Annotated in this window: 19 protein-coding genes and 5 pseudogenes; 16 read left to right on the forward strand and 8 right to left on the reverse strand. The window is 67.1% G+C overall.

Annotated features, from left to right (window positions below):
• Window positions 1-165: 165 nt before the first annotated feature.
• Both NFW05_RS16820 and NFW05_RS16825 read right to left on the reverse strand, forming a co-directional pair.
• Window positions 166-534 (reverse strand): annotated as a pseudogene (locus NFW05_RS16820) (response regulator); the annotation flags it as partial.
• A 266-nt stretch (window positions 535-800) separates the two neighbouring features.
• The gene (locus NFW05_RS16825; protein ID WP_295309670.1) at window positions 801-944 is read right to left on the reverse strand and encodes a hypothetical protein; all 144 of its coding nucleotides are present in this window, start codon (window positions 942-944) and stop codon (window positions 801-803) included.
• A gap of 165 nt (window positions 945-1,109) precedes the next feature.
• On the opposite strand from NFW05_RS16825, the gene NFW05_RS16830 reads away from it, so the two are divergent.
• On the forward strand, window positions 1,110-2,684 hold the full coding sequence (locus NFW05_RS16830) for a GGDEF domain-containing protein (protein WP_295309673.1): 1,575 nt from the start codon (window positions 1,110-1,112) through the stop codon (window positions 2,682-2,684).
• 274 nt (window positions 2,685-2,958) lie between these two features.
• On the opposite strand, the pseudogene NFW05_RS16835 reads toward NFW05_RS16830, so the two are convergent.
• Both NFW05_RS16835 and NFW05_RS16840 read right to left on the reverse strand, forming a co-directional pair.
• Window positions 2,959-3,156, reverse strand: a pseudogene (locus tag NFW05_RS16835) (type II toxin-antitoxin system RelE/ParE family toxin); the annotation flags it as partial.
• Window positions 3,143-3,413, reverse strand: a pseudogene (locus tag NFW05_RS16840) (hypothetical protein). The pseudogenes NFW05_RS16835 and NFW05_RS16840, both read right to left, overlap by 14 nt.
• A gap of 126 nt (window positions 3,414-3,539) precedes the next feature.
• On the opposite strand from NFW05_RS16840, the gene NFW05_RS16845 reads away from it, so the two are divergent.
• Entirely contained in the window at window positions 3,540-3,749 is a 210-nt protein-coding gene (locus tag NFW05_RS16845; protein WP_295309675.1) for a hypothetical protein, read from the forward strand.
• Here the strand turns inward: NFW05_RS16845 and NFW05_RS16850 are convergent.
• Window positions 3,742-4,347 carry a plasmid pRiA4b ORF-3 family protein gene (locus tag NFW05_RS16850; protein ID WP_295309678.1) on the reverse strand — a complete coding sequence of 202 codons (606 nt, stop codon included), beginning with the start codon at window positions 4,345-4,347 and terminating at the stop codon, window positions 3,742-3,744. The genes NFW05_RS16845 and NFW05_RS16850 overlap by 8 nt on opposite strands.
• A gap of 150 nt (window positions 4,348-4,497) precedes the next feature.
• Here NFW05_RS16850 and NFW05_RS16855 point away from each other — a divergent pair.
• Window positions 4,498-5,087, forward strand: a pseudogene (locus NFW05_RS16855) (IS1634 family transposase); the annotation flags it as partial.
• A gap of 241 nt (window positions 5,088-5,328) precedes the next feature.
• On the opposite strand, the pseudogene NFW05_RS16860 reads toward NFW05_RS16855, so the two are convergent.
• Window positions 5,329-5,778, reverse strand: a pseudogene (locus tag NFW05_RS16860) (transposase); the annotation flags it as partial.
• Window positions 5,779-6,037: 259 nt separating this feature from the next.
• Here NFW05_RS16860 and NFW05_RS16865 point away from each other — a divergent pair.
• From NFW05_RS16865 to NFW05_RS16875, 3 genes are all read left to right on the forward strand, one after another.
• On the forward strand, window positions 6,038-7,183 hold the full coding sequence (locus tag NFW05_RS16865) for an alanine--glyoxylate aminotransferase family protein (RefSeq protein ID WP_295309736.1): 1,146 nt from the start codon (window positions 6,038-6,040) through the stop codon (window positions 7,181-7,183).
• A gap of 100 nt (window positions 7,184-7,283) precedes the next feature.
• Window positions 7,284-7,601, forward strand: a complete 318-nt coding sequence (locus NFW05_RS16870; protein ID WP_366918272.1) for a Wadjet anti-phage system protein JetD domain-containing protein — start codon at window positions 7,284-7,286, stop codon at window positions 7,599-7,601.
• Between the two features lie 72 nt (window positions 7,602-7,673).
• Window positions 7,674-8,300, forward strand: a complete 627-nt coding sequence (locus NFW05_RS16875; protein WP_295309681.1) for a class I SAM-dependent methyltransferase — start codon at window positions 7,674-7,676, stop codon at window positions 8,298-8,300.
• 449 nt (window positions 8,301-8,749) lie between these two features.
• Here NFW05_RS16875 and NFW05_RS16880 read toward each other — a convergent pair whose 3' ends face one another.
• Window positions 8,750-11,200 (reverse strand): sulfatase-like hydrolase/transferase, encoded by a 2,451-nt coding sequence (locus NFW05_RS16880; RefSeq protein WP_295309683.1) that lies wholly within the window; start codon window positions 11,198-11,200, stop codon window positions 8,750-8,752.
• Between the two features lie 276 nt (window positions 11,201-11,476).
• The gene (locus NFW05_RS16885) at window positions 11,477-13,702 is read right to left on the reverse strand and encodes a bifunctional (p)ppGpp synthetase/guanosine-3',5'-bis(diphosphate) 3'-pyrophosphohydrolase (protein WP_295309739.1); all 2,226 of its coding nucleotides are present in this window, start codon (window positions 13,700-13,702) and stop codon (window positions 11,477-11,479) included.
• Between the two features lie 61 nt (window positions 13,703-13,763).
• Here NFW05_RS16885 and NFW05_RS16890 point away from each other — a divergent pair, with 61 nt between their 5' ends.
• From NFW05_RS16890 to NFW05_RS16935, 10 genes are all read left to right on the forward strand, one after another.
• Window positions 13,764-14,672 (forward strand): DMT family transporter, encoded by a 909-nt coding sequence (locus NFW05_RS16890; RefSeq protein WP_295309685.1) that lies wholly within the window; start codon window positions 13,764-13,766, stop codon window positions 14,670-14,672.
• Entirely contained in the window at window positions 14,669-15,451 is a 783-nt protein-coding gene (locus NFW05_RS16895; RefSeq protein ID WP_295309688.1) for a M90 family metallopeptidase, read from the forward strand. Before NFW05_RS16890 ends, NFW05_RS16895 begins: the two co-directional genes overlap by 4 nt.
• A 48-nt stretch (window positions 15,452-15,499) precedes the next feature.
• Window positions 15,500-16,672, forward strand: a complete 1,173-nt coding sequence (locus tag NFW05_RS16900; protein ID WP_295309690.1) for an efflux RND transporter periplasmic adaptor subunit — start codon at window positions 15,500-15,502, stop codon at window positions 16,670-16,672.
• Entirely contained in the window at window positions 16,669-17,382 is a 714-nt protein-coding gene (locus tag NFW05_RS16905; RefSeq protein ID WP_295309693.1) for an ABC transporter ATP-binding protein, read from the forward strand. Before NFW05_RS16900 ends, NFW05_RS16905 begins: the two co-directional genes overlap by 4 nt.
• Window positions 17,364-18,572, forward strand: a complete 1,209-nt coding sequence (locus NFW05_RS16910) for an ABC transporter permease (protein WP_295309695.1) — start codon at window positions 17,364-17,366, stop codon at window positions 18,570-18,572. Before NFW05_RS16905 ends, NFW05_RS16910 begins: the two co-directional genes overlap by 19 nt.
• Before the next feature lie 19 nt (window positions 18,573-18,591).
• Window positions 18,592-19,794 (forward strand): ABC transporter permease, encoded by a 1,203-nt coding sequence (locus tag NFW05_RS16915; protein WP_295309741.1) that lies wholly within the window; start codon window positions 18,592-18,594, stop codon window positions 19,792-19,794.
• A gap of 358 nt (window positions 19,795-20,152) precedes the next feature.
• Window positions 20,153-20,926: an IPT/TIG domain-containing protein gene (locus NFW05_RS16920; RefSeq protein ID WP_295309698.1), complete on the forward strand. Its 774-nt coding sequence runs from the start codon at window positions 20,153-20,155 to the stop codon at window positions 20,924-20,926.
• Between the two features lie 808 nt (window positions 20,927-21,734).
• Entirely contained in the window at window positions 21,735-22,349 is a 615-nt protein-coding gene (locus tag NFW05_RS16925) for a CBS domain-containing protein (protein WP_295309701.1), read from the forward strand.
• Between the two features lie 52 nt (window positions 22,350-22,401).
• Window positions 22,402-22,767, forward strand: coding sequence for an arsenate reductase (glutaredoxin) (arsC, locus tag NFW05_RS16930; protein ID WP_295309703.1), 366 nt, complete (start codon window positions 22,402-22,404; stop codon window positions 22,765-22,767).
• Between the two features lie 119 nt (window positions 22,768-22,886).
• On the forward strand, window positions 22,887-24,167 hold the full coding sequence (locus tag NFW05_RS16935) for a TAXI family TRAP transporter solute-binding subunit (protein WP_295309706.1): 1,281 nt from the start codon (window positions 22,887-22,889) through the stop codon (window positions 24,165-24,167).
• Window positions 24,168-24,180: the final 13 nt, after the last annotated feature.

Genomic DNA, 24,180 nt, shown 5'->3' on the forward strand with positions numbered 1-24,180 from the left:
TGCAACCGCTTCGAGCGGGATTGGCGCCTGACGGCGCGCCGGGCCGGCGCGGACCCGTCAGTTTAGTCTCTCCGGTGCGCCGGGAACAGCCGCGATTTCAGCATCGAAGACCGTGCGCCGAGCTCGGTCCAGCGGCACATCGACTTCCTGCGACCCATCGGGATCGCGCAGGATCTCCAGATAGGTATCGAAGAAATCGGCGTCCGAGAAGGTCGTCTTCTGCAGATGGTCCGAGGCATCGAGCGCCTTCATGATTCCCCGGCAGATCGTCATCGGCATCGCCGAGACGACCAGCACCGGCGTGCCGCGCGTGCTCTTGTTGATCGCGGTGATGATCGCGACACCGGTATGCCGCTCCCGGCCCAACTCGATGGCCGGCAGCACCAGGTCGCAGTCGTCGCGGGCGATCGCCGCCTCGGCGTCATCGCGGGTGAACCACTGGTCGACCCGGATCCCCGGCCTGGCCCAGAGAATCCACTCGGGGAGCTGGTTGCTGGTGGGCCGATCGTCCTCGATGACCGCGACCTTGAACAGGCTTCGCACTCCGTTAAGGTTGGCTCAACCACCTTCGATTCCTCGGGAGCTGGCTCTCCGGTTTCGGGTTCGCCGGCGCGGCGATGCCGTTGTCCGTTCCTGCTCTGGTACCGACGGCCGACGGTCGAACGGCGACGAGCAGCCTCGCGGCGAGCATCCCTCCGCCAGACCAACCCGGCGCGCTGAAGCGTCATGCCGCAACTGGACGCCCGCACCCGCCGTCGCCCTCAGCCGCGAGCGCAAGCCGGAGACCATCCTCAAACGCCTCAAAGCGTGCCAGGGGCAGCGTGATTTCCCGTGACGACGAGCTTGACCTCGATCTGGCATTCGGCTGTGGATGTGGCATCGGGAGAGAAGCCGTCGACACGGCAATCCCGTAGCGACCAGAGGAAGGGTTGGTTGGTGATCATGCAGCAGGTTCTTCCGCCTTGGCAGGAGCGGCTGGCTATAATTTGGATCAAAGGTCGGGGGCAGAAACGACCGCACAATGCCAGGACCCCTCTCGAGAGTCGCTGGGACCGGCTGCCTTGGACCTTACCAATGATCGCTTCAAACCCGTGAACAGCCTTCGGTCATTGAGCTTCGCTGCCCGCTGGCGAATCGGCGCGCTTCTCCTGTGGCTGGTTCTCGCCTGCCTCTTGCCGGGGATACTGGGCGTCGCGGTCCTCTTCGCGCGGGAATACCGGAACGGACGTGCCCAACTCGAACGGGACCTGATGGCCACGGCACGTGCGATGGCTCAAGCCGTCGATAGCCAGTTGCTCAGGGCCCGAACCGTCGGGGAGGTGCTGGCCACCTCGGGCGCCCTGAACCGGAAAGATCTGGAGGGCTTCCACCGACGCGCGCGAGAGGTCATCGCAACGACGAAAGTGGGCATGAACGTGGTGCTCAGCGACGAGACCGGCCAGCAGATCGTCAATACGCTGCGGGAGTACGGCGAGCCTCTGCCGCGGCATGGCCATCCGGGAATAGTCCGCCGTGTCTTCGAGACCGCACAGCCGGTGGTCTCGGAAATCTACATCGGTGGAGTACTGCGCAAGCCAGTGGTGAGCATCGACGTGCCGGTGATCTTCGACGCAAAGGTGGCCTATGTCCTGAGCGTCGGTCTGTCGCCGTATGACTTCAACGCCATCCTCGTCGCACAGAACTTCCCCGCGGGTTGGGTTTCGACAATCTTCGACCAGACGGGCACCATCGTTGCGCGGACTCCGGCTCCTGAAGACTTCGTTGGCCAGAAAGGAACGGCCGAGTACATCCAGCGCATCAGCGAATTCCCGGAAGGCGTCATGGAAACAGTCACACGAGACGGGATTCCGATGCTGTCGGCCTGGAGCCGGTCGTCGGTCACTGGCTGGAGCATTGGCATCGGCATTCCCCGACGAATTCTCGAACATGACCTGATGCATACCATGGTATGGCTGGCCTCGGGTCTGGTGACTTTGCTCGGAGTCGGGCTCAGTCTGGCGTGGATCGCAGGGCGGACCATCGCCGCTTCCGTGCGCGCGCTGACCGAGCCAGCCGTAGCCTTGGGCAAGGGGCAGACGGTGCCCATTCCCGATGTCGGGATCGAGGAATCGGCCGAAGTCGCTTGCGCACTCCGTCAGGCTGGAGAATTGTTGGCAGAACGCTCTGCCGCCTTGGTCGCCGCCAATCGGGAGCTTGAGCAGCTCGCTCGGGTGGACACGCTCACCGGTCTGCAAAACCGCCAGTCTGCCAACGAGCGGTTGCGCATGGAGTTCCTGCGCTTGAAGCGGTCGGGTCATCCTTATGCCGTTCTGTTCATGGATGTCGACTGGTTCAAGGCAGTCAACGACACCTATGGCCACGAAGCCGGTGACCAGGTCCTGCGGCATATGGCGACTGTGCTGACGAGCGCCTTGCGCGAGACGGACTTCGTTGCTCGTTACGGCGGGGAAGAATTCCTGGCGCTCCTCTCGGAGACGAGCGCCGACGGCGCATTGCGAATCGCGGAGGTCGTTCGGCGGACCGTTGCAGACCAACCTTTCCCCGTGGTTGGACAAGTCACTGTGAGCATCGGTGTGGCAATCGCGCTGGGCGAGGACCAGGATGAGGAAGCAGCGGTGCGCCGCGCCGATACGGCCCTCTATCAGGCCAAGGAAGATGGCCGCAACGCGGTCCGATCCCGCTAGCCTACTGGCCGAATGGACTAATGACCAATTGCATGGATCAACGACGGTGTTTCGTAGCCGTTCGCCCTCGACCTCCCGCTTGCGCCAGGCTCGCCCGATGAGCAACGCCGCTTGAGCGGGCGAAGCGACGTTGCCACTGCCGGCGGGTCGGCTGCCGGGTACTCCGGTGTCGCGAACCGGCGATGTATGGGGCCTTGGGACCGCATCGTGTGCTCTCTGGCGATGCGAGCGACACCGGGTCAGACCCTTCAAGAGCTTGCCGCCGAGCGCGGCATCAGATCAGTAATCGTAGCGGCCCTGGAGAAACCCGATTCGCTCGCGCCTGGTTCTGGCTACAGAATTCGTCGACGAAGAGGTCGGCGAGATCGCCCTTCCTGCGCTCTCCGATGGCCGGATTGTCCGCGGCGAACTCGGTCGCCGCGTCGACATCGGCGGCCACGTCGTCGTGGAGCCTCTGGTCAGCCCGGGCGAACCATCGGGTCTCCTGAGCGGATAACTCGTCCCCGCCGAGACCTGCGCACGGAAGGGGTCGCCTCTGCGCGAGGCTCGGTCAGCGACGCCAGCGATTCGGCAGAAGCTCACCGGCAGATCGGGATCGTCGACTGCAGCACGACCGACCCTGGCCCAGTACTCGACCTGACCGGCGATCGTGCGATGCTTGGTCACCGATTCGGCGCGGGCCTGGTCGTAGCACTTCTGATCGAGGCCAATGGATGTCGAGGCGGTCATGGCAGCGCTCCCAACGTAGTCCGCTGACCGAACCCCGACAGACTTTTAGAATTGCAGTCAAATCGCGGACTTCGCCCCGACGGGGTCCACCAAGCCGGGCGGCTCATGCGGGCGGATTGTGGGAGGGTGGTGCAGGTCGACTTCCCCGCACCGGACGAGGACATGCTCGAGGGCCTCGGCGTCAGCCTCGGGTACGCGATCCGCCATTCGACGTGGCGTGTCTGGTTGGCAACCGGGGATCGAGTGACTGTCGAAAGTCAGGGTCACCGGGTTCGCGAGGTGTGGCCAGTCGCGGACGGCTCGGAATTCCGCGCGACCCTCACCCGGATCACTTGACCCAGCCGTTCCAGAGCATGCGGTCGATCGCCGCTCCCGCCGCGGCTCGGTCGAAGCGGGCGGGGTCGAAGTCGAGTCCAGCCCAGGTCCGGAGGTCCTCGGTCTCCTTGCCGTAAGGGTCGTGCTCCCAGCGCTCCAGGAACTCCTGGTAGGCACCGATACCCCCGGCATCTTCAGGCGGGCAGGCGCGTTCTCCACCCGCGATCCCGGCGATAAGTCCCTCGCCATAGCGATCGTCACCCTGCCTCACTTGCTCGACGCTCAGGCGATGCTCCCAGCTATCGCCAAAGTCGTAGAGATAGGTGAAGGTGCTGCCGGTGCCGAGCAGGCGATTGAGACGGACGTTCTTCTCGATGGCGGTGGGTCGGTCGGGGTTGTCGTACTCCGGATCCGGCACGCCGATGCTCTGTTCGCCGACCCGAAACTCGTGCAGGTGTGCGTCGTGCCAGCCCATGGCCGCCTGAATGACGTGGTGGAGCGTGGCGAAGCTCGCGTGATCACTGATCACGATCCGGCGCCAGATCAGCGGCTTGCTATCGACGAGTTCGATCTTCACGATGAAGAGCCTCGCGGAGGTCTTCTTGCGCGTGGTGGCCACGGTAGATCCCTTCTTGGGTGTTGGTCGCCATTCTACGCGACCTTGGCCGATGCCCCAATCGATCCGCGAAGTGATCCTGCAGGCGCTGATGACCACGCTTGCACCGGTCGCCGCGGCGCACGGTGCGCGCTTGCTCCGTTCGACGGACCCTCCGGTCCCCGGCAGTAGGTCAAGCTCGTCGAGTCCCACCACCGCGACGCGGCCGGGGTGTCCCGCGAGCGGGTGATCGCCACCCTCGGGCGCATCGAAGCCGTGCGCACCGGCGGCGCCGACTCGCTGGTCATCGGCCTGCTGCGCGCGGCCGGCCGACTCCCGAAGAGGGCATCGGCGAGGTCGGCTTTGCCTCGGCGCTGTCCGGCGGCGACACGTGGTTGCTCACCGCACTGTGGCAGGAGCTGGGATTCGCCGACGCCTTTCGTCGGCTGCTGCGCAACCGCCGGCAGTTCGATGCCGAAAAGCTGCTCCGGGTGATGGTCTTCAACCGGCTCTGTGACCCGGAATCCAAACTCGGCATCCTGCGCTGGCTCGAGGGGACCCGGGTTCCCGAGGTCAGCAGCGAGTCGGTGACCCACCAGCAGTTCCTGCGCACGATGGACACCCTGGCCGAGCACGCCGACCGGCTGGACCAGGCCCTGGCCGGCCTGTTGCGGCCATTGCTCGATCAGGAACTGGCGATCGTCTTCTACGACCTGACGACGATCCGCAGCGAAGGGGGAAGCGAGCAGTCGGCGGACCTGCGCCACAACACGGTCGCCTGCGCGATGAGCGGATCGCGGCGCTCGAAGCGGATGCGCCGCGCTGGGCCGGGGAGCTCGATGCCCAGGAGGCGGGCCAGCCGGCTCGCGGCAGAACGCCCTCGGACTCTGTGGAACGATGGCGCGTTTCTACCGCGCGGTCGCCGATGTGCATCTGGCGCACATCGTCAAGGTCGACCTGTCGTCGGAGGGTAACCGACAAGCCTGCGGCGTTCCCCCGACCCGCCTACGGAGCCTGACGATGCAACGGAGAGCGCAGCGCGTTCGGGGCGAAGAGCGCCTTCCAGCAGCGCGGCGTGATTTCGGAGACGCGGTCTGCTGGGTGCTGGCCGACGCGTTGCAGGACATCGACCAGGCAGTCGTAGCGCTTCATCCCGTGCAGCCGACGGGTGACGATCGGGCTCTGCCGGATTCCGACGTGCCGGGCACCGAGGCCGGTCCAGCAGAACATCCAGTTCTTTCGACCCATGGGGATCGCACGCAGGGCCCGTTCGAGGTGATCCGTGTCGATCGGCACGTCCGGGTCGGTGAGGAACACCTCCAGGCCGAGGCGGCGATCGCGGGCGCAAGCCAGAGCCCTGGTCAGCGGATTGCTCGGGAGCAGTCCCTGCGCCGCGCAGCGTTCATCGATCCAGGCGAAGAAGCGCTCGACGATCGGCTTGGCCTGCGCCAGCCGACGATCCTGAATTCCTCTGTCGGGCCTTGACCGGCATGGGCAAAGGATAGAACTGGCAAAGGGTTACGGCCGATCTTCATGACTGCGACGCAGTGCCCTCGGGGTGGCTTCAAGGCGTCCGGAAAAGCCTGTGTTCATAGCGAGTCAGTCGCGATCGAGCCGGACCCCTAGCGTCCGGCACGAACTTGGCGGTATGCTCGCCTTCCTTCGCCTGCTGCGCTCGCCAGCCTCGATCAACGAAAAAGAACGGGAGATCACCTTGCCTGCATTGCTGCCGCAACCCGACCCGGACGGTCTGCTCGAATACTCGGTCGTGTATACGGACCGTTCGCTGAATCACATGTCGCAGCGCTTGCAGGGCGTGATGCGCGACATCTCGCGGATTCTCCGCTCGGTATACAACGGGACGACGGCGATCGTCGTTCCCGGCAGCGGTTCGTTCGGCATGGAGGCCGTCGCCCGGCAGTTCGCTACCGATCGCAAGTGCCTGATCATCCGCAACGGCTGGTTCAGTTACCGGTGGAGCCAGATTCTCGAGATGGGACGGATCGCGTCGGAGACGATCGTCCTCAAGGCGCAGCGGATCGGCGACGAGCGGCATGCGCCGTTCGCGCCGCCGGCGATCGACGAGGTCGTCGCGCAGATTCACGCGGCGAAACCGGACGTCGTCTTCGCACCGCACGTCGAGACCGCTTCGGGAATGATCCTCCCGCCGGACTACCTGCGCGCGCTCGGCGAGGCGGTGCGCGCCGTCGACGGCCTGTTCGTGCTCGACTGCGTGGCTTCGGGCGCGATCTGGGTGGACATGGTCGCCCATGACGTCGATGTGCTGATCAGCGCCCCGCAGAAGGGCTGGACCGGGCTGCCGTGCTGCGCGCTGGTCGTGCTCGGCGAGCGTGCGCGCGAGCGGATCGAGGCGACGACGAGCACGAGTTTCTCGTGCGACCTCAAGAAGTGGATGCAGATCATGGAAGCCTACGAGCGAGGCGGCCACGCCTACCACGCGACGATGCCCACCGACACGCTGGCCGCGCTGCGCGACGTGATGCGCGAGACCGAGAACTACGGTTTCGAGCGCGTGCGCCAGGAGCAGCAGGAAGTCGGTCTGCGGGTGCGCGCGCTGCTCACCGGCAAGGGTTTTCCGAGCGTCGCCGCCGAGGGTTTCCAGGCGCCGGGAGTCGTCGTCAGCTACACCGACGACCCCGAGATCCAGTCGGCCCGCAAGTTCGCCACGATCGGCGTCCAGACGGCCGCCGGCGTGCCGCTGCAGTGCGACGAGCCGGAGGATTTCAGCACCTTCCGGATCGGCCTGTTCGGCCTCGAGAAGCTGCACAACCCAGATCGCACGGTGCGCAATCTCGCCGACGCGCTGGCGCGCCTGCCGGCTTCCGAGGAGGCAGGCTGACGCTGACTTCGCCACGCTGGAACTGCTGCGCCAGAACCACCCGGCGTGACGGCTGCTGCGCTCGGATCATGCGTCGCTGCTGGCGAGCTTCCTGTAGCGCGTGTTCGTCGCTCCAGACCGGCGGCTGATCAGTCAGGCACACCTCGCCGAAGCGCTCGAAGACGAACTCTACGCGCTGCGCGCGCATCTGCCGCAGGTCGAGTCGTTCCGGATGGACCGCGCGACGCTGCTCGCCGGACAGGCGCAATGGGGCGAGGAAGAGAAGCCCGTGCAGCGCGAACTGACTCGCCTGACCGATGACGAGCGTGCGTCGTACGACGATCTGCGCGACAATCGGCTCGCCAGGCATCTGCGCCTCGAGCAGGAGAGGATCGGCTTCGGCCGGGTCGAGCAGGCGCTGGCCGATCTGCTGGCCTGAGCGGGCGGCGCCGGCGAAGTGCCCGAACTGGTCTGATCATGCGCTGCCCTTCACGCCTCCAGGGAATCCACGATGACCGCTCCCTCGTCTTTCGATGACCGCGCGCAAAGCTGGGACGCCGATCCGGCGAAACACGAACGGGCGGAGGCAGTCGCCGCGGCACTGCGCAGGCGGATTCCGCTGTCGAGCGCCTGGCAGGCGCTCGAGTACGGCTGCGGGACCGGGCTGTTGAGTTTCGCCCTGCACGCCGATCTGGGCCGGATCACGCTGGCCGACAACTCGCCGGGGATGCTCGCCGTGCTCGACCGCAAGATCGCCGCGGCCGGGCTGACGCACCTGCATCCGGTCGACGTCGATCTGCTGACCGCTCCGCTTCCCGCAGAGCGCTACGAGCTGATCTACAGCCTGATGACGCTTCATCATGTCGCCGACGTCGCCCGGCTGCTGCGCATCTTCCACGAACTGCTGCGGCCCGGCGGCTGGCTGGCGATCAGCGATCTGGACGCTGAGGACGGGTCGTTTCACGGTTCCGGCTTCACCGGTCACAACGGTTTCGACCGCGGCGCACTTCGGGCGCAACTGACCGAGGCCGGCTTTTGCGGCGTCGATTTCTGCACCGCCTACGTGATCAGGAAGACGACTGACCAGGGTTCGCGGGACTACCCGCTGTTCCTGGCGGTGGCGACCCGGCCAGGCTGACCGCGGGCATTCCCGATGGCTCCTTCGGCGAAGCCGCTGCCGGAGGTCGGTCGGGCCTGCGCCGAAGGCACGCGATGCACCAGACGGCCATTCCGCCGTGGATCACGGCGACCGGCCACAGGCCAATGGCCGAGACGTGCGAGACGAGAGCGGTCGTCAGAACCAGCCCGACGGCGGACGCGTTGTAGAGGAGCATGGCGACCGCCAGGCCTCGGGCCGCCGGAGACCCGGCGTCACGACGCGCAAACCAGCACGCAAGACCGATCGCTGTGAGCGCGGATCCCGGGAGGCGGGCGAGGGCCATCCCGCCCGGACCGTCCAGCGTCGTGCCGAAGAACGCCCCGACCTGAAACAACGGCGCGACGAAGAATGCCAGTCCGGCCGGGATCTCCAGGAGGGCGGAGACAATGAAGAACCTTCTCATCGGCACAGCTCCCGGGCCGCCGGATTCACTGCGCGATGGCGGCAGCACGTTCCGCTGCCGCGATTCGCCGCTGGTCGGCGGGGGTCAACTTCGCCGGCTGTGAATCGACCACCAGCTTCCTGATCGTGCCCGTGAAGCGGTTGGGCGCGGCGTAGGCTTGGCTCACCGGAGAACCCGAGTCTTCGCCAACGTCGAACGTCTCGTCCGTCGAGTACTTGCCAACCCAGGCGGTGGCCTCGAGACGCCCTTGGCCGACCTTCGTGTCGTTTACGAAGAGCGAGACCGTCGCGCCCTTACCCAGGCCGCGGCCGTCGTAGAGGAATTCCACACGGACGACGTTCGCGCCAGGCTCCAGCGGTTGCTGGCCGGCCACGATCGTGTGGCGCACAGAGTAGTAGTTGTACTCGTAGACCGGTAGCCGGTCCTTGACGTAAAGCGAGAAGCCAAGCGCCGCTCCGCCGGTCGCCGCCACGACGCCTTCCGCTCCGCCCCTGGGAATGTCGAGGTAGGCGGTGATCGTGTGCGACCTGTTCTGCGTCGGCGCGGCCGAGCTGTCGGCGATGCGCGCGCCCTGGTAGTAGGTGAATGTGGTTCGGCCCGCGATCAGGCTGGGACGCATCGCCGGGTTCATGCGTTCGGCAATCCTGTCGTCCAGTGGCAGCACCTGGTACTTCCGGGCCTCAACCCAGAACGCCTCCTGCAGTTCCTCGAGCTTGTCGGGATACTTGGCGGCCACGTCGCTGTACTGGCTGTAGTCGCTTCTCAGGTCGTAGAGTTCCCAGGTGTCTTCTTCGAATCCCCGCGAGCCCCCGGCGCCCGTGATCCAGGGAAGCCGGCCGTGGCGGACGCTGGCCATCCACCCGTCCTTGTACAGCGCCCGGTTCCCGAGCAGCTCGAAGTATTGCAGCTTGCGGGTACCTTCGGCGCCCGCGTCGTCGAAGCTGTAGACCATGCTCACGCCTTCGATCGCTTTCTGCGCGACGCCATTGACCATCGTCGGTTCCGGGATCCCCACGGCCTGCAGGATGGTCGGCACGACGTCGATCACGTGGTGGAACTGCCAGCGGATGCCGCCCGCGTCCTTGATCCGGTCAGGCCACGCGATCACCAGCGGGTTGCGGATGCCGCCGAAGTGCGAGGCCACCTGCTTGCCCCACTGGAACGGCGTGTTCGTCGCCCAGGCCCAGCCGACCGGAAAGTGGTTGTACGCCTTCGGGCCGCCGATCTCGTCGAGGTGCCGGACGTTCCAGGCCGTCTCCTCCGGGATGCCGCCAATCGCCGCCAGTTCGTTGAACGCACCGAGCAGCGTCCCTTCCATCGAGGAGCCATTGTCGCCGATCATGCAGAAGATCAGCGTGTTGTTCAGCTGCCCGGTCTGGTCCAGGGCGTCGAGGATTCGGCCAATCTCGTAGTCGGTCTGCGCGGCGAAGCCGGCAAACGCCTCCATCAGCCGCGCCGCCACCTTCTTCTGATCGAGCGTCAGGGAGTCGTACGCCGGTATCGCCTTGGGTCTCGGCGTGAGCTTCGTGTCCGCCGGGATCACTCCCAGCTTGAGCTGCCGCTGGTAGGTCTCCTCGCGGTACTTGTCCCAGCCTTGGTCGAACTGCCCCTTGAACTTGTCGATCCACTTCTTGGGAACGTGATGCGGAGCGTGCATCGCGCCGGGAGCGAAATAGATGAAGAGCGGCCGGTCGGGAGTGACCGACTTCTGCCGGTAGATCAGCTTGACGGCCTCGTCCGCGAGCGCGTCGTTGAGCGTGTAATGTCCCTCGCGTCCCTTGGGAACCTCCATCGCAATGCGCTCGTTGTTCCGGAACAGGCCGGGGGCCCACTGGTTCGCCTCGCCGCCGACGAAGCCGAAGAAGTGATCGAAGCCCTGCAGGATCGGCCACCGGTCGTACGGTCCGGCGATGCTCGTCTCCCAGTCGGGCACGTTGTGGTTCTTGCCATACCACGCGGTGCTGTAGCCGTTCTGCCGGAGCACCTCTGCAACGAGCGCCGTGCTCTTCGGGATCTGGCCGGTGTATCCCGGGTAACCGGTGCCCATCTCGGTGATTACGCCGGCGCCTGCCGAGTGGTGGTTGCGCCCCGTGAGCAACGCGGCTCGGGTCGGCGAGCAGAGCGCCGTGGTGTGGAACCTCGTGTAGCGCAGGCCCATCTTCGCCAGCCTGTCCACGCTCGGAGTCGGGATCTGCCCGCCGAAGGTGCCCCACGCGCCGTAGCCGACGTCGTCGATCACGATCAGCAGAACGTTGGGGGCGCCGGCCGGGGCTGCCGGGACGGCGATGACGTCCGGCTGTGAGTCCTTGTAGGTCTGCCCGATCCTCGCTTTGGAGGGTGGCTCCGGTCTCGGCAGGACGGTCTGCGGCACGTCCTGGGCCAGCACGCCGACGGCCAGCATGGCGGCCGCGGCAATCCCTGCGTACCCGGCGAGCAATGCTCCAATACCGCGACGCCTGCTTTCTTTCAGTGGCATGAGGCCGTCCCCTTTCTTGCGCTACTGGATATTCGCTGGCGCTCGCTCTGGTATTGCCGCACCATCCTGGCAATGTACGGCAAGTGCGCATGCCGGTCCGGATGCTCCCCCGGTTCTTCGATGCGCCATGCGCATCGATCGAGGCGACGCGGGCCACAGCGCTTGAAGGTTGGCCAAGAACTGTTTGCCCTGTCCGAAATTGTCGTCGAAATGGTCGCCCTTGGTCCCGAGCTCGAATGTTGAATGGCGTGACGCGGCTTTCCGGCGATTCTGCAATCAGCGGCGGCGCGCGGTGACGACGCCCGGAACGTCGTGGAGCAGCCCGAGCGTCCGCTCGAGCTGGGGAATGCTGCCGACTTCGGCGGTGAAGCGCATGTCGGCGTTTCCCTGACGCGACTGCGTATTGACCGCGATGACGTTGATCCTTTCGCGGGCCAGGACATCGGAAACGTCGCGCAGCAGACCTTGCCGGTCGTGCGCGTCGATGACGATATCGACCGCGAAGACGCCTTCGCTGCCGCCGCCCCAGCTGGTTTCGATGACCCTTTCCGGATGCATCGCGCGCATGTTGGCGAAGTTCCGGCAGCGCGCGCGATGGACCGAAACACCCTTGCCGCGAGTCACGAAGCCGACGATCGGGTCGGGCGGGGCCGGCTTGCAGCATCCCGCGAGCTGGGTCAGCAGGCGATCGACGCCGACGATCAGGATGCCTTTCTCGGCAACCGAGCTTTCGCGCTGTCGCCGGACGAGCACTTCGTCGGCTTCCCGCTCGTCGGCCGGCGGCTCGCCACCACGAATGGCGGCCTGCAGTTGGCGCAGATTGATGTTTGCGCGCGCGACGGCGACGAACAGATCGTCGCTGCGCGCCAGGCCGAGGCGGGCGGCCAGTTCGTCGAGATTGAATCCCGTCTGACCGAGACGCTGCAGCTCGCGCTGGACCAGCGCCCGGCCCTCGGCCAGCGTCTCCTCGAGCGCGAGACTGGCGAACCAGTGCCGCACCTTGAGACGCGCGCGATGCGTAAACAGATAACCCAGCGACGAATTGAGCCAGTCGCGCGACGGCCCGCCGTGCTTGGCCAGGATGATCTCGACGCGCTGGCCGGTCGCCAGCGGCGTGTTCAGCGGAACCAGCGCGCCATCCACCTTGGCGCCGCGGCAGCGGTGTCCGATGTCCGTGTGCACGCGATAGGCGAAATCGACCGGTGTCGCGCCCCGCGGCAGGTCGATCACCCGCCCCTGCGGGGTCAGCACATAGACCGTCTCGTCGAAAGCGGCCTGCTTGTAATGCCGGACCCAGTCGGAGGAGTCGGACACTTCATCGCGCCAGCTCAGCAGTTGACGCAGCCAGGCGATCTTCTCGTCGTAGCGGTCTTCGGCCGTCGCCGCGCCGCCCTCCTTGTAGCGCCAGTGCGCGGCGACCCCGAGTTCGGCGTGGCTGTGCATCTCGCGGGTGCGAATCTGCACCTCGAGCGCGCGACCGTCCGGGCAGTGCACGGCGGTGTGCAGCGAACGGTAGTCGTTGCCTTTCGGATTCGAGATGTAGTCGTCGAACTCGCGGGGAATCGGCGACCAGATGTGGTGGACGACGCCGAGCGCGGTGTAGCAGTCCCTGACCTCGTCGACGATGACGCGCAGCGCGCGCACGTCGTAGACCTCCGAGAAAGCCACGTCCTTGCGGCGCATCTTGTTCCAGATGCTGTAGATGTGCTTCGCGCGGCCGGTGATTTCGGCGTTGGCGACCCCGGCGGCGGCGAGTTCCTGGCGCAGCAGGGCGCTCGCCTCGGTGATGAACTGCTCGCGCTCGGTGCGCTTCTCGTCGAGATGCCGGGCAATTTCCTTGTAAGTCTCGGGATGCAGGAAGCGGAACGAGAGGTCCTCGAGCTCCCATTTGAGCTCCCAGACGCCGAGGCGGTTGGCCAGCGGCGAGTACAGCGCGAGCGTCTCGCGGGCCACCGGAACGCGCAGCTCGTCGGGCTCGGCAGCGAAATGGCGCAGCGTCTGCGTGCGCGAGGCGAGACGCAGCAGAACGACGCGGATGTCCTCGACGATCGCCAGGAGCATCTTGCGCAGGACTTCGACCTGCGCCTTCATCTCGCCCGAGTTCTTGTCGCTGCTCTCCGCAGAAACGGCGACAAAGCCGCGCGTGATCGGGCGCATCCGGTTGAGCCGCGAAACGCCATCGACGAGGCGGGCCACGCTGGCGCCAAAGTCCCGCTCGATCCGGCTCAGACCATTCTCGTGCAGCGCGGGGACGGCGAAGAGCAGCGCGGCGATCCGCGAATCGGCGTCGAGCTTCAGGCCGCAGACGATCAGCGCGACGCCGAGCGCGTGCGCCCAGACCTCCTCACCGCTGCCCAGAGTGCGGTCCTCGTAGACGGATCGGGCGAAATCCACCGCCTCGGCGAGTCGCTCGACTTCGGCAGGAGAAAGCCCTTCGCCGAGCGCCTGCAAGGACCGATCGGGATCGCGATGCGTGGCCAGCGAATGGACGACCGAAACCATTGGCGCATTATAAAGTGTCGCCCGGGGCATCAGGCATAATGCGGTTTTCCGACCGTCCCCGATGATCCTCGCGCAGTTGCACAACCCTTACCTGCTCCTCGTCCTGACCACGCTCTTCTGGTCCGGCAACATGGTCATCGGGCGAGCGGTCCGCGATCAGGTTCCCCCGCTGACTCTCGCCTTCTGGCGCTGGGCGATCGCCCTCGCCCTGGTCCTGCCGCTGGCCCTGCCTCACCTGCGCGAACAGTGGCCGTTGATCCGGCGCAACTGGAAGGCAGTGGCCCTCCTCGGCCTGCTCGGCGTCGGCGGCTACAACACGCTGGCCTACGTCGCCCTGCGCTACACTCCGGCGACCAACGCCCTGCTGCTCAACTCGTTCATTCCGGTCGCCACGATCGCCCTCTCATGGATCTTCCTCGGCAAGCGCCTGCTCGGCGTCGCGTGGGTCGGCGTCGTGCTCTCGCTGGCCGGGGTGACGACGATCGTCTGCCAGGGCAGCCTCGACACGCTGACGCAACTGAGCCTCAATATCGGCGATCTGTGGATGCTCGCTGCGGTGTTCACCTGGGCGGTGTATACGATCGGTCTGCAGTGGCGCCCGGACGGAGTGCATCCGATGCTCATGCTCGCTGCTTTCATTGGCGTCGGACTGGTTGCGCTGGCTCCGGCTTACGCCTGGGAACTGGCCAGCGGAAAGACGATAGCCGTCTCGGCCGGATCACTCGCTGCGATCGCCTACACCGGAGTCTTTCCCGGATTCCTCGGCTACGTCTTCTATAACCGCGCGGTCGGCGAAGTCGGGGCGAGCAAGGCGAGCCTGTTCATCCACCTGATGCCGGTCTTCGGCACGCTTCTCGCGGCGATCTTTCTCGGCGAGATCCCGCACGCCTACCACTACCTGGGTATCGCGCTGATCTTCTCGGGCATCTACCTGACCACGGCGACACTGCCGGGGGTGAACAAGCGATGATCGGCAGGCTGCTCGACTGGTTGCGCGGCAAGCCGGAAGCGGAACCGATTCCGGATTCTCTCTGGGAGCCGGTGGTCGCGGCGCTGCCCTTCCTCGCCGCGCTCGACGGGAACGAGCAGGCCCGGCTGCGCGCGCTCGCCGGGACCTTCCTGGCCGAAAAGGAGTTCGCCGCAACCGGCGGACTCGAGCTGTCGGACGAAATCTGCGTCGCGATCGCCGCGCAGGGCTGCCTGCCGATCCTCAACCTCGGGCTCGACTGCTACCGGAACTGGGTCGGGATCATCGTCTATGCCGACGAGTTCGTGATCCCGCGCAGCATCGAGGACGAATCCGGCGTCGTCCACGAGTACCAGGAGGTGGCCTCGGGCGAGGCCTGGGACGGCGGGCCGCTGCTCATCTCGTGGCGCGACGCGCAGATGGCCGGCGAGGGCTACAACGTGGTCATCCACGAGTTCGCGCACAAGCTCGACATGCTCAACGGTGACGCCGACGGCATCCCGCCGCTGCCCGCGGGAGCGCCGCGCAAGGCCTGGGAGGATGCGCTGCACGCGGCCTACGAGCATTTCTGCGCAAGCGTCGATATGGCCGAGGCGACCGATCAGGAAACGCTCTTCGATCCCTACGCGGCGGAGAATCCCGGCGAATTCTTTGCGGTGATGAGCGAAGCGTTCTTCGAGGAGCCCGATCTCCTGCTTGCCGAATATCCTGATTTCTATGCTCAGCTGAGCGCCTTCTACCGTCAGGATCCGGCCAGGCGGATCCAGCTCGCCGATGGCTGACCCGATGTCCGGAGCCCGCTTCGGGCACCTTGCGAGTCAGGCCGGCTGATGGCCTCGCGGCTACGTGTCCGTCTGCTCGTCGGCCTGCTCGTCGCCGGCGGAATCGGCGGAGCGATCTGGTGGGCGAGCCGCCCGAAGCCGGTCAGTGTCGTCGTCCGGGAGATCGACCAGGGCCTCGTCGAGTCGACGATCGCCAACACCCGGGCGGGAACCGTCGAAGCCTGCCTGCGCACCCGCCTGTCGACGATCAGCGGCGGGCGAATCGAGGTCCTCGCGGTCCGCGAAGGCGACCGCGTCGAGAAGGGCCAGTTGCTGATGAAGCTGTGGAACGACGACCAGCAGGCGCAGACCGCCTGGGTCGAGGCCCAGGTCGCGACGGCGCGGCAGCGGGTCGGCGAGGCCTGCGTCGTCGCGGCCAATGCCGAGCGCGAAGCAGAGCGCCAGTCGGCACTGCGCGCCCGCGGTTTCGTGTCTACCGCGCGAGAGGACAGCGCGCGCAGCGAGGCGCTGGCCCGGCGCGCCGGCTGCGACGCGGCGCGGGCCGACCTCGCGCAGGCCGAGGCGCGCGTCACGCTGACCCGCGTCGAGCAGGGCCGGACGATCCTCCACGCACCCTTCTCGGGGACCGTCGCCAAGATCGTCGGCGAGGTCGGCGAGTATTCGACACCGTCTCCTCCCGGGGTGCCGACGCCCCCGGCGATCGACCTGATCGACGACTCGTGTCTGTACGTCAAGGCGCCGATGGACGAGGTCGACGCGCCGAAGATCGTCCCGGGGCAGGAAGTGCGGATCAGCCTCGACGCGTTTCCGCGCCAGTCCTTCGCCGGCAGGGTCAAGCGTGTCGCGCCTTATGTCCTGGCCGTCGAGAAGCAGGCGCGGACGGTCGACATCGAGGCGACCTTCGCCGACCCGCAGGCGCCCGGCAAGCTGCTCGTCGGCTACAGCGCCGACGTCGAGGTGATTCTCGCCACCCGCGATCAGGTGATCCGCGTTCCGACTTCGGCGCTGCTCGAAGGCCAGCGCGTCCTCGTCGCGGCAACCGACGGCCGGCTCGAGGAGCGGGTGGTGAAGACCGGCATCGCCAACTGGGAATTCACCGAGGTCGTCGACGGACTGAGCCCCGGCGAGAAGGTCGTCACTTCGCTCGAGCGGGCCGGCGTCCGCGCCGGCGCGCGCTACGCGGTGGACACGAAAGCTCCGGCGCCGGCTGCCGGCCGATGAACACGGCGCAGATCGAGCTCACCGGAATCGAGAAACTCTTCCGGCTCGGCGACAGCACGGTGCTCGCCTTGCGCGACATCGACCTCTGCGTCGCGGCCGGCGAGTACATTGCCGTGATGGGCCCTTCGGGTTCGGGGAAGTCGACGCTGCTGCACATCCTGGGCCTGCTCGACCGGCCCGATTCCGGGAGCTACCATCTCGAAGGCCGCGACGTGACCACCCTCTCGGCGGTCGAACAGGCGCGCGTCCGCAGCGAGCGCATCGGCTTCGTCTTTCAGAGCTTCCACCTCGTGCCACGGCTGACCGCTGCCGAGAACATCGCCCTGCCGATGATTCTCGCCGGCATCGCGCCAGCGCAGCGTGCGCAACGCGTGGCCCGGGCACTGCGCGACTACGGACTCGACAACCGCGCCGACCACCGGCCCGATCAGCTCTCGGGAGGCCAGCGACAGCGCGTGGCGATCGCCCGGGCGACGATCATGGAACCGGCGGTGATCCTCGCCGACGAGCCGACCGGCAACCTCGACCGGGCGACCGGCGAGGAAGTGATGCGGCTGCTCGAGAGCCTCAACGAACGGGGTGTGACGCTGATCGTCGTGACCCACGACGGCGTGCTTGGATCGCGCGCGCGCCGGCAACTGCTGATCGAGGACGGAATGCTCCGCGCCGACCGGCGCCGTCCCGCCGAGCCATGCGCCGGCCCGACCTGATCCGCTTTGCGCGCGATGCCGCGGCGGGCAACCCGCTGCGCACCTTCCTGCTGGTCCTGGCGATGGCCATCGGCGTCGGCGCCGTCGTCGTGCTCACCGCACTCGGCGACGGCGCGCGCCGCTACGTTCTCGACGAGTTCTCGTCGATCGGCAGCAACCTGGTCATCGTCCTCCCGGGTCGCTCGCAGACCGGCGGCTTCAACCCGGCCAACGCGATCACCAGCACACCCCGCGACCTGACCATCGACGACGCGCAGGCGCTGCTGCGAGCCAGCGCCGTCCACCGGGCGGCGCCGCTCGCCGTCGGCACGTCCGAAATCAGCCACGCCGGCCGGCTTCGCGAAGTGACCGTGGCCGGAACGACGGCCGAGTTCATCGAGGTACGCCGCCTGTCGCTGGCTCAGGGACGCTTCCTGTCGCCCGGCGACTGGCGCCGCGCTGCGCCCGAAGCGGTGATCGGCGCGAAAATCCGCGACGAGATGTTCGGCCAGCAGCCGGCGCTCGGCCAGTTGGTGCGCGTCGGTGACCGCCGCGTCCGGATCGTCGGAGTCCTCGCCGCGAGCGGCCAGGGCCTCGGCATGAACACCGATGAACTCGTTCTCGTGCCCGTCGCGCTCGCCCAGACGATGTTCAACAGCAACACGCTGTTCCGGATTCTCGTCGAGGCGACGAGCCGCGAGGCGATCGAGCCGGCCAGCGCGCAGGTCGGCGAGATCATCCGCCTGCGCCACGAAGGCGAGCAGGACGTGACGATCATCACCCAGGACGCCGTGCTCGCGACCTTCGATCGGGTGCTCGGGACCCTGACCCTCGCCGTCGCCGGAATTGCCGCGATCAGCCTCGCGGTGGCGGGAATCCTGGTGATGAACGTGATGCTCGTCTCGGTCACCCAGAGGACATCCGAGGTGGGTCTGCTCAAGGCACTCGGGGCGAGTGACGCGACGATCCGTAATGCCTTCCTCTGCGAAGCAGCGATCCTCTCGGTCGCCGGCGCGCTGCTCGGCTTCCTCGTCGGTCACGCCGGCGCCGCGCTGATCCGCCTGTTCTACCCGGCGTTCCCGGCTTATCCACCCGACTGGGCGGTGCTCGCCGCTCTCGCTACGGCACTCGCCACGGGCACGCTGTTCGGCGTCCTGCCCGCGCGGAGGGCCGCGCGCCTCGACGCGGTTCTCGCGCTGTCGCGACGCTGACCTGGAGGTCGACACGGTGATCCGTCTTCGCGACTCGTTCCAGCTCGCGCTGCGCGCGATCACCGCGGAGCAGCTGCGCAGCGTCCTGACGCTGCTCGGCATCGCCGTCGGCATCGCCGCGGTGATCCTGCTGACCTCGATCGGCGAAGGCGTGCATCGCTTCGTTCTCGCCGAGTTCACCCAGTTCGGCACCCATGTGATCAGCGTCGCGCCGGGGAGGACCAGGACTTCGGGGCACACGCCTGCCGGAATCCCGACCTCGGTTCGCCCGCTGACGCTCGAAGACGCCCGCGCGCTCGAGCATCTGCCGCACGTCACCGGAATCAGCGCGACCGTCTGGGGCAACAGCGAGGTCAGCGCCAACGGCCGGGTCCGTCGGACGACGGTCAATGGCGTCGGCGCGCGGATGCTCGAAGTATTCAGCCTGCGCGTCGGCAGCGGCCAGTTCCTGCCCGCCGACGAAGCCGGCAACGCTCGGGCGCTCGTCGTTCTCGGAGCGAAGCTCAAGGACGAGCTGTTCGGCAGCGCGAACCCGCTCGGCGCGCGCGTCCGCGTCGGTGGCCTGCAGTTCCGGGTGATCGGCGTGCTCGAAGCCAAGGGACAGTTTCTCGGCATCGACCTCGACGACACCGCGTACATCCCCACCGCCCGCGCCCTCGAACTCTACAACCGCGACGGAGTGATGAAGATCGACCTGTCCTACGAGGAAGGAGTCCCCGTCGAGCGGGTCACCGCACTGGTCGGCGCCGTGCTCAAGGCGCGCCACGGGCGCGAGGATTTCACGATCACGACTCAGGAGGACATGCTGCGCACGCTTTCGAACATCCTCGAAGTCCTGACCGTCGCCGTCGGTGCGCTCGGCGGAATCTCGCTGCTCGTCGGCGGGGTCGGCATCGTCACGATCATGACCATCGCGATTGCCGAGCGGACCAGCGAAATCGGCCTGCTCGTCGCGCTCGGTGCGCCGCAGCGGACGATCCTCGGCCTCTTCCTCGGGGAAGCGGTCGCGCTGTCGGCGATCGGCGGGCTGGTCGGCCTGGCGATCGGCACCGGCCTCGCCTGGTTGACGAGGTTGCTGCTGCCCGCGCTGCCGGTGCACACGCCGCTGAGCTTCGTCCTCCTCGCCGAGGGCATTGCCGTCGCCATCGGCCTGCTGGCCGGCGTCCTCCCGGCCCGACGCGCCGCACGGCTCGATCCGGTGGAGGCCCTGCGCGCCGAGTGAATGGCCTGCCGATCCCTGCCGCGCTTCGCGGCCCGTCCTGAGCAAGCACCGGGCGGTGTGGCCGCTGGGCTGGTGCGCGACCGCAGCCGGAACCTGCAAGCCGGTCGCTGTAGACGCCTCGGTCGCTCTCGGCCATTGACCCACCGTGCTCCGAGGCGTCCTGCCCGACTGCTTTCTATACTGGAGGTGTTCGGCCATGTCCGAGCCCGATCGTCCGGGGACTACCGCTTGGGCCATCGCCGCCCCTCACGATCGGTGCGTCGTCCTTGCGCAAGATCTCTATTGGAGGCAGGGTGCGCGGCGCCGGTTCTTTGATCATTCATCTCGTCGACGGAGGAATACCGAAGTGAAACATGCAATGCTTTCAGTTCTCGCTGGGCTCTGCTGGCCTCTGGTTTCGGCAGCCGAACCGGTGAACATCGAGTCGGTCGCCATGACCACCACCGCCGGCAATCAGCATCTGGTGATCCGGGGAACCGGCCTCAAGGGCACAGCGGCAAGCGTCGTCACCCTTGGAGCCACGACGCTGACCATCCTGAGCGCGCAAGAGGACAAGATAGTCGCGCTTTGTCCAGGCACCCCGGCCCGGTGCTACGACGACAACACAAACAAGCTCTCCGTCGCCACCTACCAGCGGAATTTGCCTCAACCCGACAAGCCCATCCTCGTGTCCAGCGAGACCTGGGGCTACGGCGGACCGCCGCGAAAGGGCGACCGCGGCGAGACGGGTGCACAGGGAGCACCAGGAGAGCGAGGCATTCAGGGGCAACAAGGCGTCCCCGGGAAGGACGGGGACAAGGGCGACAGGGGCGACAAGGGCGACAAGGGAGACAAGGGCGACAAGGGTGACACGGGGACGAAGGGAGACACGGGGGCGAGGGGAGCGAAGGGGGACAAGGGCGAAAAGGGCGAAAAGGGAGACCCAGGGCCAGCAGTGAAGACCGTCGCATCCTGTGCCAAAGGCACCGCAAACGGGCCGGGGCAGTGCTCATGCACCGGCAAGACCGTAGCACGAGCCACCTCCGTCGAATGCAGCGCGGTCTCTGAGTCGGGTCAGTGTACCGCGCATGGGGACTGGGTCGCTGCCAAGGGCGGAGAGGTCGATTCACAATGTTGCGTCTGCGCGCCTTGAGCCGCGGAGGATGCGGGCGCGGGTGAGTACGGTCAGCAGGACGGCTGCGATGCCGCGTGGACCGGAGCGGGCGCAAAGCCGGTCGGCATTGCCGAACCGGCAACGCGGTCAGCGGATTCTGGTGGGGTCGGCGGAAGCCACCGATGAGTCGGCAAGTCACCAGGCCCGGCACGCCTTCACCAAGGCTGGCCTGCGGCCGGAGCCCGAGTCGGCGAACCCCGTTCTCACGGCCCAGGACGACGGGATCGCGTGAGCCGTCACGAGAAGAGCTCTCGTGGTCCGCGCGGCACTTCGCAGGGCGAGTGAGCGCCGGAGTCCGTCCTGCCCCATTGCGCCACCTGGATCGCGGGCGCAGTCGCCATCCAAAGAGCTGCACGCCCCACGAGTCTGTCGACAAATTTTACAGTAGCCTGCCCGGACTGCCTGCCCCGGAAGATTGGCGCTGGATAATCAAGATGTTGGACGATATGGCACATGCTTTGCTTCAGAGTTGCCAAAACAACAAGACCGGAGGGTTCTGCCCCGTTTCGGGAGGTGAAGCAGACGGTCAGGCCGAACGCACCAAGCGTTCGGCCGATTTTTTTGCCGGCCGGCCGCTACCGGGGAACGCCCGTCTGGCGCAGGCCGTCGGCACGCTTCAGCCCGCAGAGGCAAGTGCGACTTCGGGGAGGCTCGACGAATTTTCTGTCTCCGCCGATGGTCCAATCGACGACTCCCCTTCTCGGCAGAGTGCGTGCCGCTGCCTCGAACACGATGTGCACGCTGGCGGTCGACCCGGCCCGCAAGGCGCGGTGCGCAGGAGTAAGGCATGTTTGCGGTTTACGGACTCGGGGGTCCGGTCTTTCGCGGCACCTTCGAGCAGCTCAGCCAGGTCCCCGAGGTAACCCGGGGCCTCGCCGTCCGCCCGGTCGCCGCGCGCGAGGAGGTCCGTGTCGCGGTCAGCGCACCGGCGGCCCAGGCACTTGCCGCGTACCGTGAAGTTCTCGGCGTCGAAGCCGACCGGGGTCCGCTCTACCACGCGTATCAGATCATGCAACGCCCGGTGATCCCGGTGTTCAGCGACGAAGCGGTCGAACGCGCCTGGCGCATACTGCTCGAACGGCGAATCCATCAGGCCCCGGTCCTCGACCGCGGGCATCGCCTCGTCGGCATGGTCAGCGAGCGCGACCTGCTGACCGTGCTCAACGTCGATCACGGGCGGCTCCGCGACGTGCTGGCCCGCCAGGTGGGCGACGTGATGACCACCCCGGTGGTCACCGCCGACCCGATCACCGACATCCGCAGAATCGCCCAGGTCATGCTCGAGCACGCGGTTGACGGCGTGCCGATCGTCAACGACACTGATGCCCTGGTCGGCTTCGTCTCACGCAGCGACATCCTGCGGGCGGTCGTCGTCGATCCGCCGCTGAGCCTCTGGCGCTGAGGACGGCATCTACGGCCGCGCGTCGCTCGCCCTTTCCGCAGAGAGGAGACCCATGGACGACCTGTCGATCCGCATCTACCACAACAGGCGCTGCTCGAAGAGCCGCGCGGCCTGTCAGCTGATCGCCGACGCCGGCGTCCCGGCCGAGGTGATCGACTATCTCCAGCACCCGCCGGACCGGGAAGAACTCCGCAAGCTGCTCGGCAAGCTCGGCATGAGCCCGGCGCAGATCGTCCGCCGCGGCGAGGTGGTGTTCAGGGAACACTACGCCGGCCGTTCGCTGACCGACGAAGAGTGGCTCGACGCCCTCGTCGCCCACCCGATCCTGATCGAGCGCCCGATCGTCGTGCGCGGCAATCGGGCGGTCGTCGGAAGACCACCCGAGAAGGTCCTCGAACTCCTCGATGCGCCAGCATGACCGGTCTTCGGGCGGCTCGACTGGCCGGTCGACCGACCGGGTTCACCGGCTGACGAAAATCCAGGCCGGCGGTAGCCACGATTTGCCGTGACGGCGACGAGCGCTGGAGGATTCCGACGATGAGCAGACGAATCGCATTGGCCGGATTCCTGGCGATCGTCGTGGCGGCCGTCGCCGCGGCCTGGATCTGGTTCCCGTGGGTCTTCTCGGCGAACTACACGATCCGCGTGGCGACCGGTCCCCTCGGCGGCGACGCGCACAAGTTCGTCGCCGCGTTCAAGCGCGAACTGTCCGAACAGCGCCCCCGCGTTCGCCTGCTGCTCGAGGAGACGGCGAACCTGCAGGAGAGCGGGGAGGCACTCGAGAACGGCAAGGTCGATCTCGCCGTCGTCAGGAGTGACCACCCGGCCGCGGCCAACGGCGGGACGATCCTGGTCATCCGGCCGGTTTCGGTGCTGATCATGGTCGCCGCCCAGTCTTCGGTCAAATCGGTCAGCGAACTGTCCGGCAAGAAGCTCGCCCTGCTCGAGGGGACGCCGGCGAACGACCCGCTGCTGCGCACGGTGATCGACGCGTATGGCCTCAGGGCCAGCGACTTGGTCAGCACTCCGCTGGCCGACGTCGGCGCCGCTCTCCAGGCGAAGCGGGTCGCCGCCGTGCTGGCCATGGGATCGACCGGTCCCGGCCCCGTCGCCGACGCCGTCAAGGCGATCGTCAGGGCGACACGCAAGCCGCCGACCTTCCTCGACATCGACGAAGCGAAAGCGATCACCGCGCGCAGTCCGGTGTATGAGGAGACCGAAATCCCCGCAGGCGGCTTCCTGGCCACGCCGGCCGTCCCCGACGACAGCGTGAGCACGGTCTCGGTCAGCGTTCGCCTGGTCGCCAGAAACTCGATGCTCGACTACGTCGCCGGCGAGATGACCCGGCTGCTGATGGTCACTCGTGCCAAGCTCGCGGCGACGGTGCCGGGAGTTGGCGGGATGAGCGCACCGGATACGGACAAGAAGCAGGGCGTGCTGCCGGTCCATCCCGGGACGGCGGCCTACCTCGACGGAACCCAGGAAAGCCTTTTCGATCAGGCGATGACCCAGCTGTTCAACTTCTCGATCATCGGCGGGATCCTCGGTTCGCTTGGCGTCTGGCTGAGCAGCCAGTGGCGGCGCCACCGGCCCGACGAGACGCAGAGAAAGCTCCAGCGTCTGCCGGCCATGCTCGTCGAAGCGAAGACGGTTCCCGCCGATCGCCTCGACGACCTCGAAGAGGAGCTCGACGCGTTGTCGGCATGGTTCCTCGAGCGCTTCGCCCGCGAGCAGATCGATCCGGACCGGATCGGCGGCCTGTCGACGACGATCAGCGAGGTCCGCCAGGCCATACGCCGCCGGCGCACCCGCCCCTGAACGAACCCCGACC

The sequence above is a fragment of the Accumulibacter sp. genome, assembly GCF_023806625.1.
Classification (GTDB): domain Bacteria; phylum Pseudomonadota; class Gammaproteobacteria; order Burkholderiales; family Rhodocyclaceae; genus Accumulibacter.

What these genes read in the sequence shown, in the direction of transcription:
- arsC (WP_295309703.1), top strand. Translation starts at nt 22,402, where the DNA reads ATGGACGACCTGTCGATCCGCATCTACCACAACAGGCGCTGCTCGAAG.
- NFW05_RS16890 (WP_295309685.1), top strand. Translation starts at nt 13,764, where the DNA reads ATGATCCTCGCGCAGTTGCACAACCCTTACCTGCTCCTCGTCCTGACC.
- NFW05_RS16910 (WP_295309695.1), top strand. Translation starts at nt 17,364, where the DNA reads ATGCGCCGGCCCGACCTGATCCGCTTTGCGCGCGATGCCGCGGCGGGC.
- NFW05_RS16825 (WP_295309670.1), bottom strand. Translation starts at nt 944, where the DNA reads ATGATCACCAACCAACCCTTCCTCTGGTCGCTACGGGATTGCCGTGTC.
- NFW05_RS16895 (WP_295309688.1), top strand. Translation starts at nt 14,669, where the DNA reads ATGATCGGCAGGCTGCTCGACTGGTTGCGCGGCAAGCCGGAAGCGGAA.
- NFW05_RS16935 (WP_295309706.1), top strand. Translation starts at nt 22,887, where the DNA reads ATGAGCAGACGAATCGCATTGGCCGGATTCCTGGCGATCGTCGTGGCG.
- NFW05_RS16885 (WP_295309739.1), bottom strand. Translation starts at nt 13,702, where the DNA reads ATGGTTTCGGTCGTCCATTCGCTGGCCACGCATCGCGATCCCGATCGG.
- NFW05_RS16900 (WP_295309690.1), top strand. Translation starts at nt 15,500, where the DNA reads ATGGCCTCGCGGCTACGTGTCCGTCTGCTCGTCGGCCTGCTCGTCGCC.
- NFW05_RS16925 (WP_295309701.1), top strand. Translation starts at nt 21,735, where the DNA reads ATGTTTGCGGTTTACGGACTCGGGGGTCCGGTCTTTCGCGGCACCTTC.
- NFW05_RS16905 (WP_295309693.1), top strand. Translation starts at nt 16,669, where the DNA reads ATGAACACGGCGCAGATCGAGCTCACCGGAATCGAGAAACTCTTCCGG.
- NFW05_RS16880 (WP_295309683.1), bottom strand. Translation starts at nt 11,200, where the DNA reads ATGCCACTGAAAGAAAGCAGGCGTCGCGGTATTGGAGCATTGCTCGCC.
- NFW05_RS16875 (WP_295309681.1), top strand. Translation starts at nt 7,674, where the DNA reads ATGACCGCTCCCTCGTCTTTCGATGACCGCGCGCAAAGCTGGGACGCC.
- NFW05_RS16920 (WP_295309698.1), top strand. Translation starts at nt 20,153, where the DNA reads ATGCTTTCAGTTCTCGCTGGGCTCTGCTGGCCTCTGGTTTCGGCAGCC.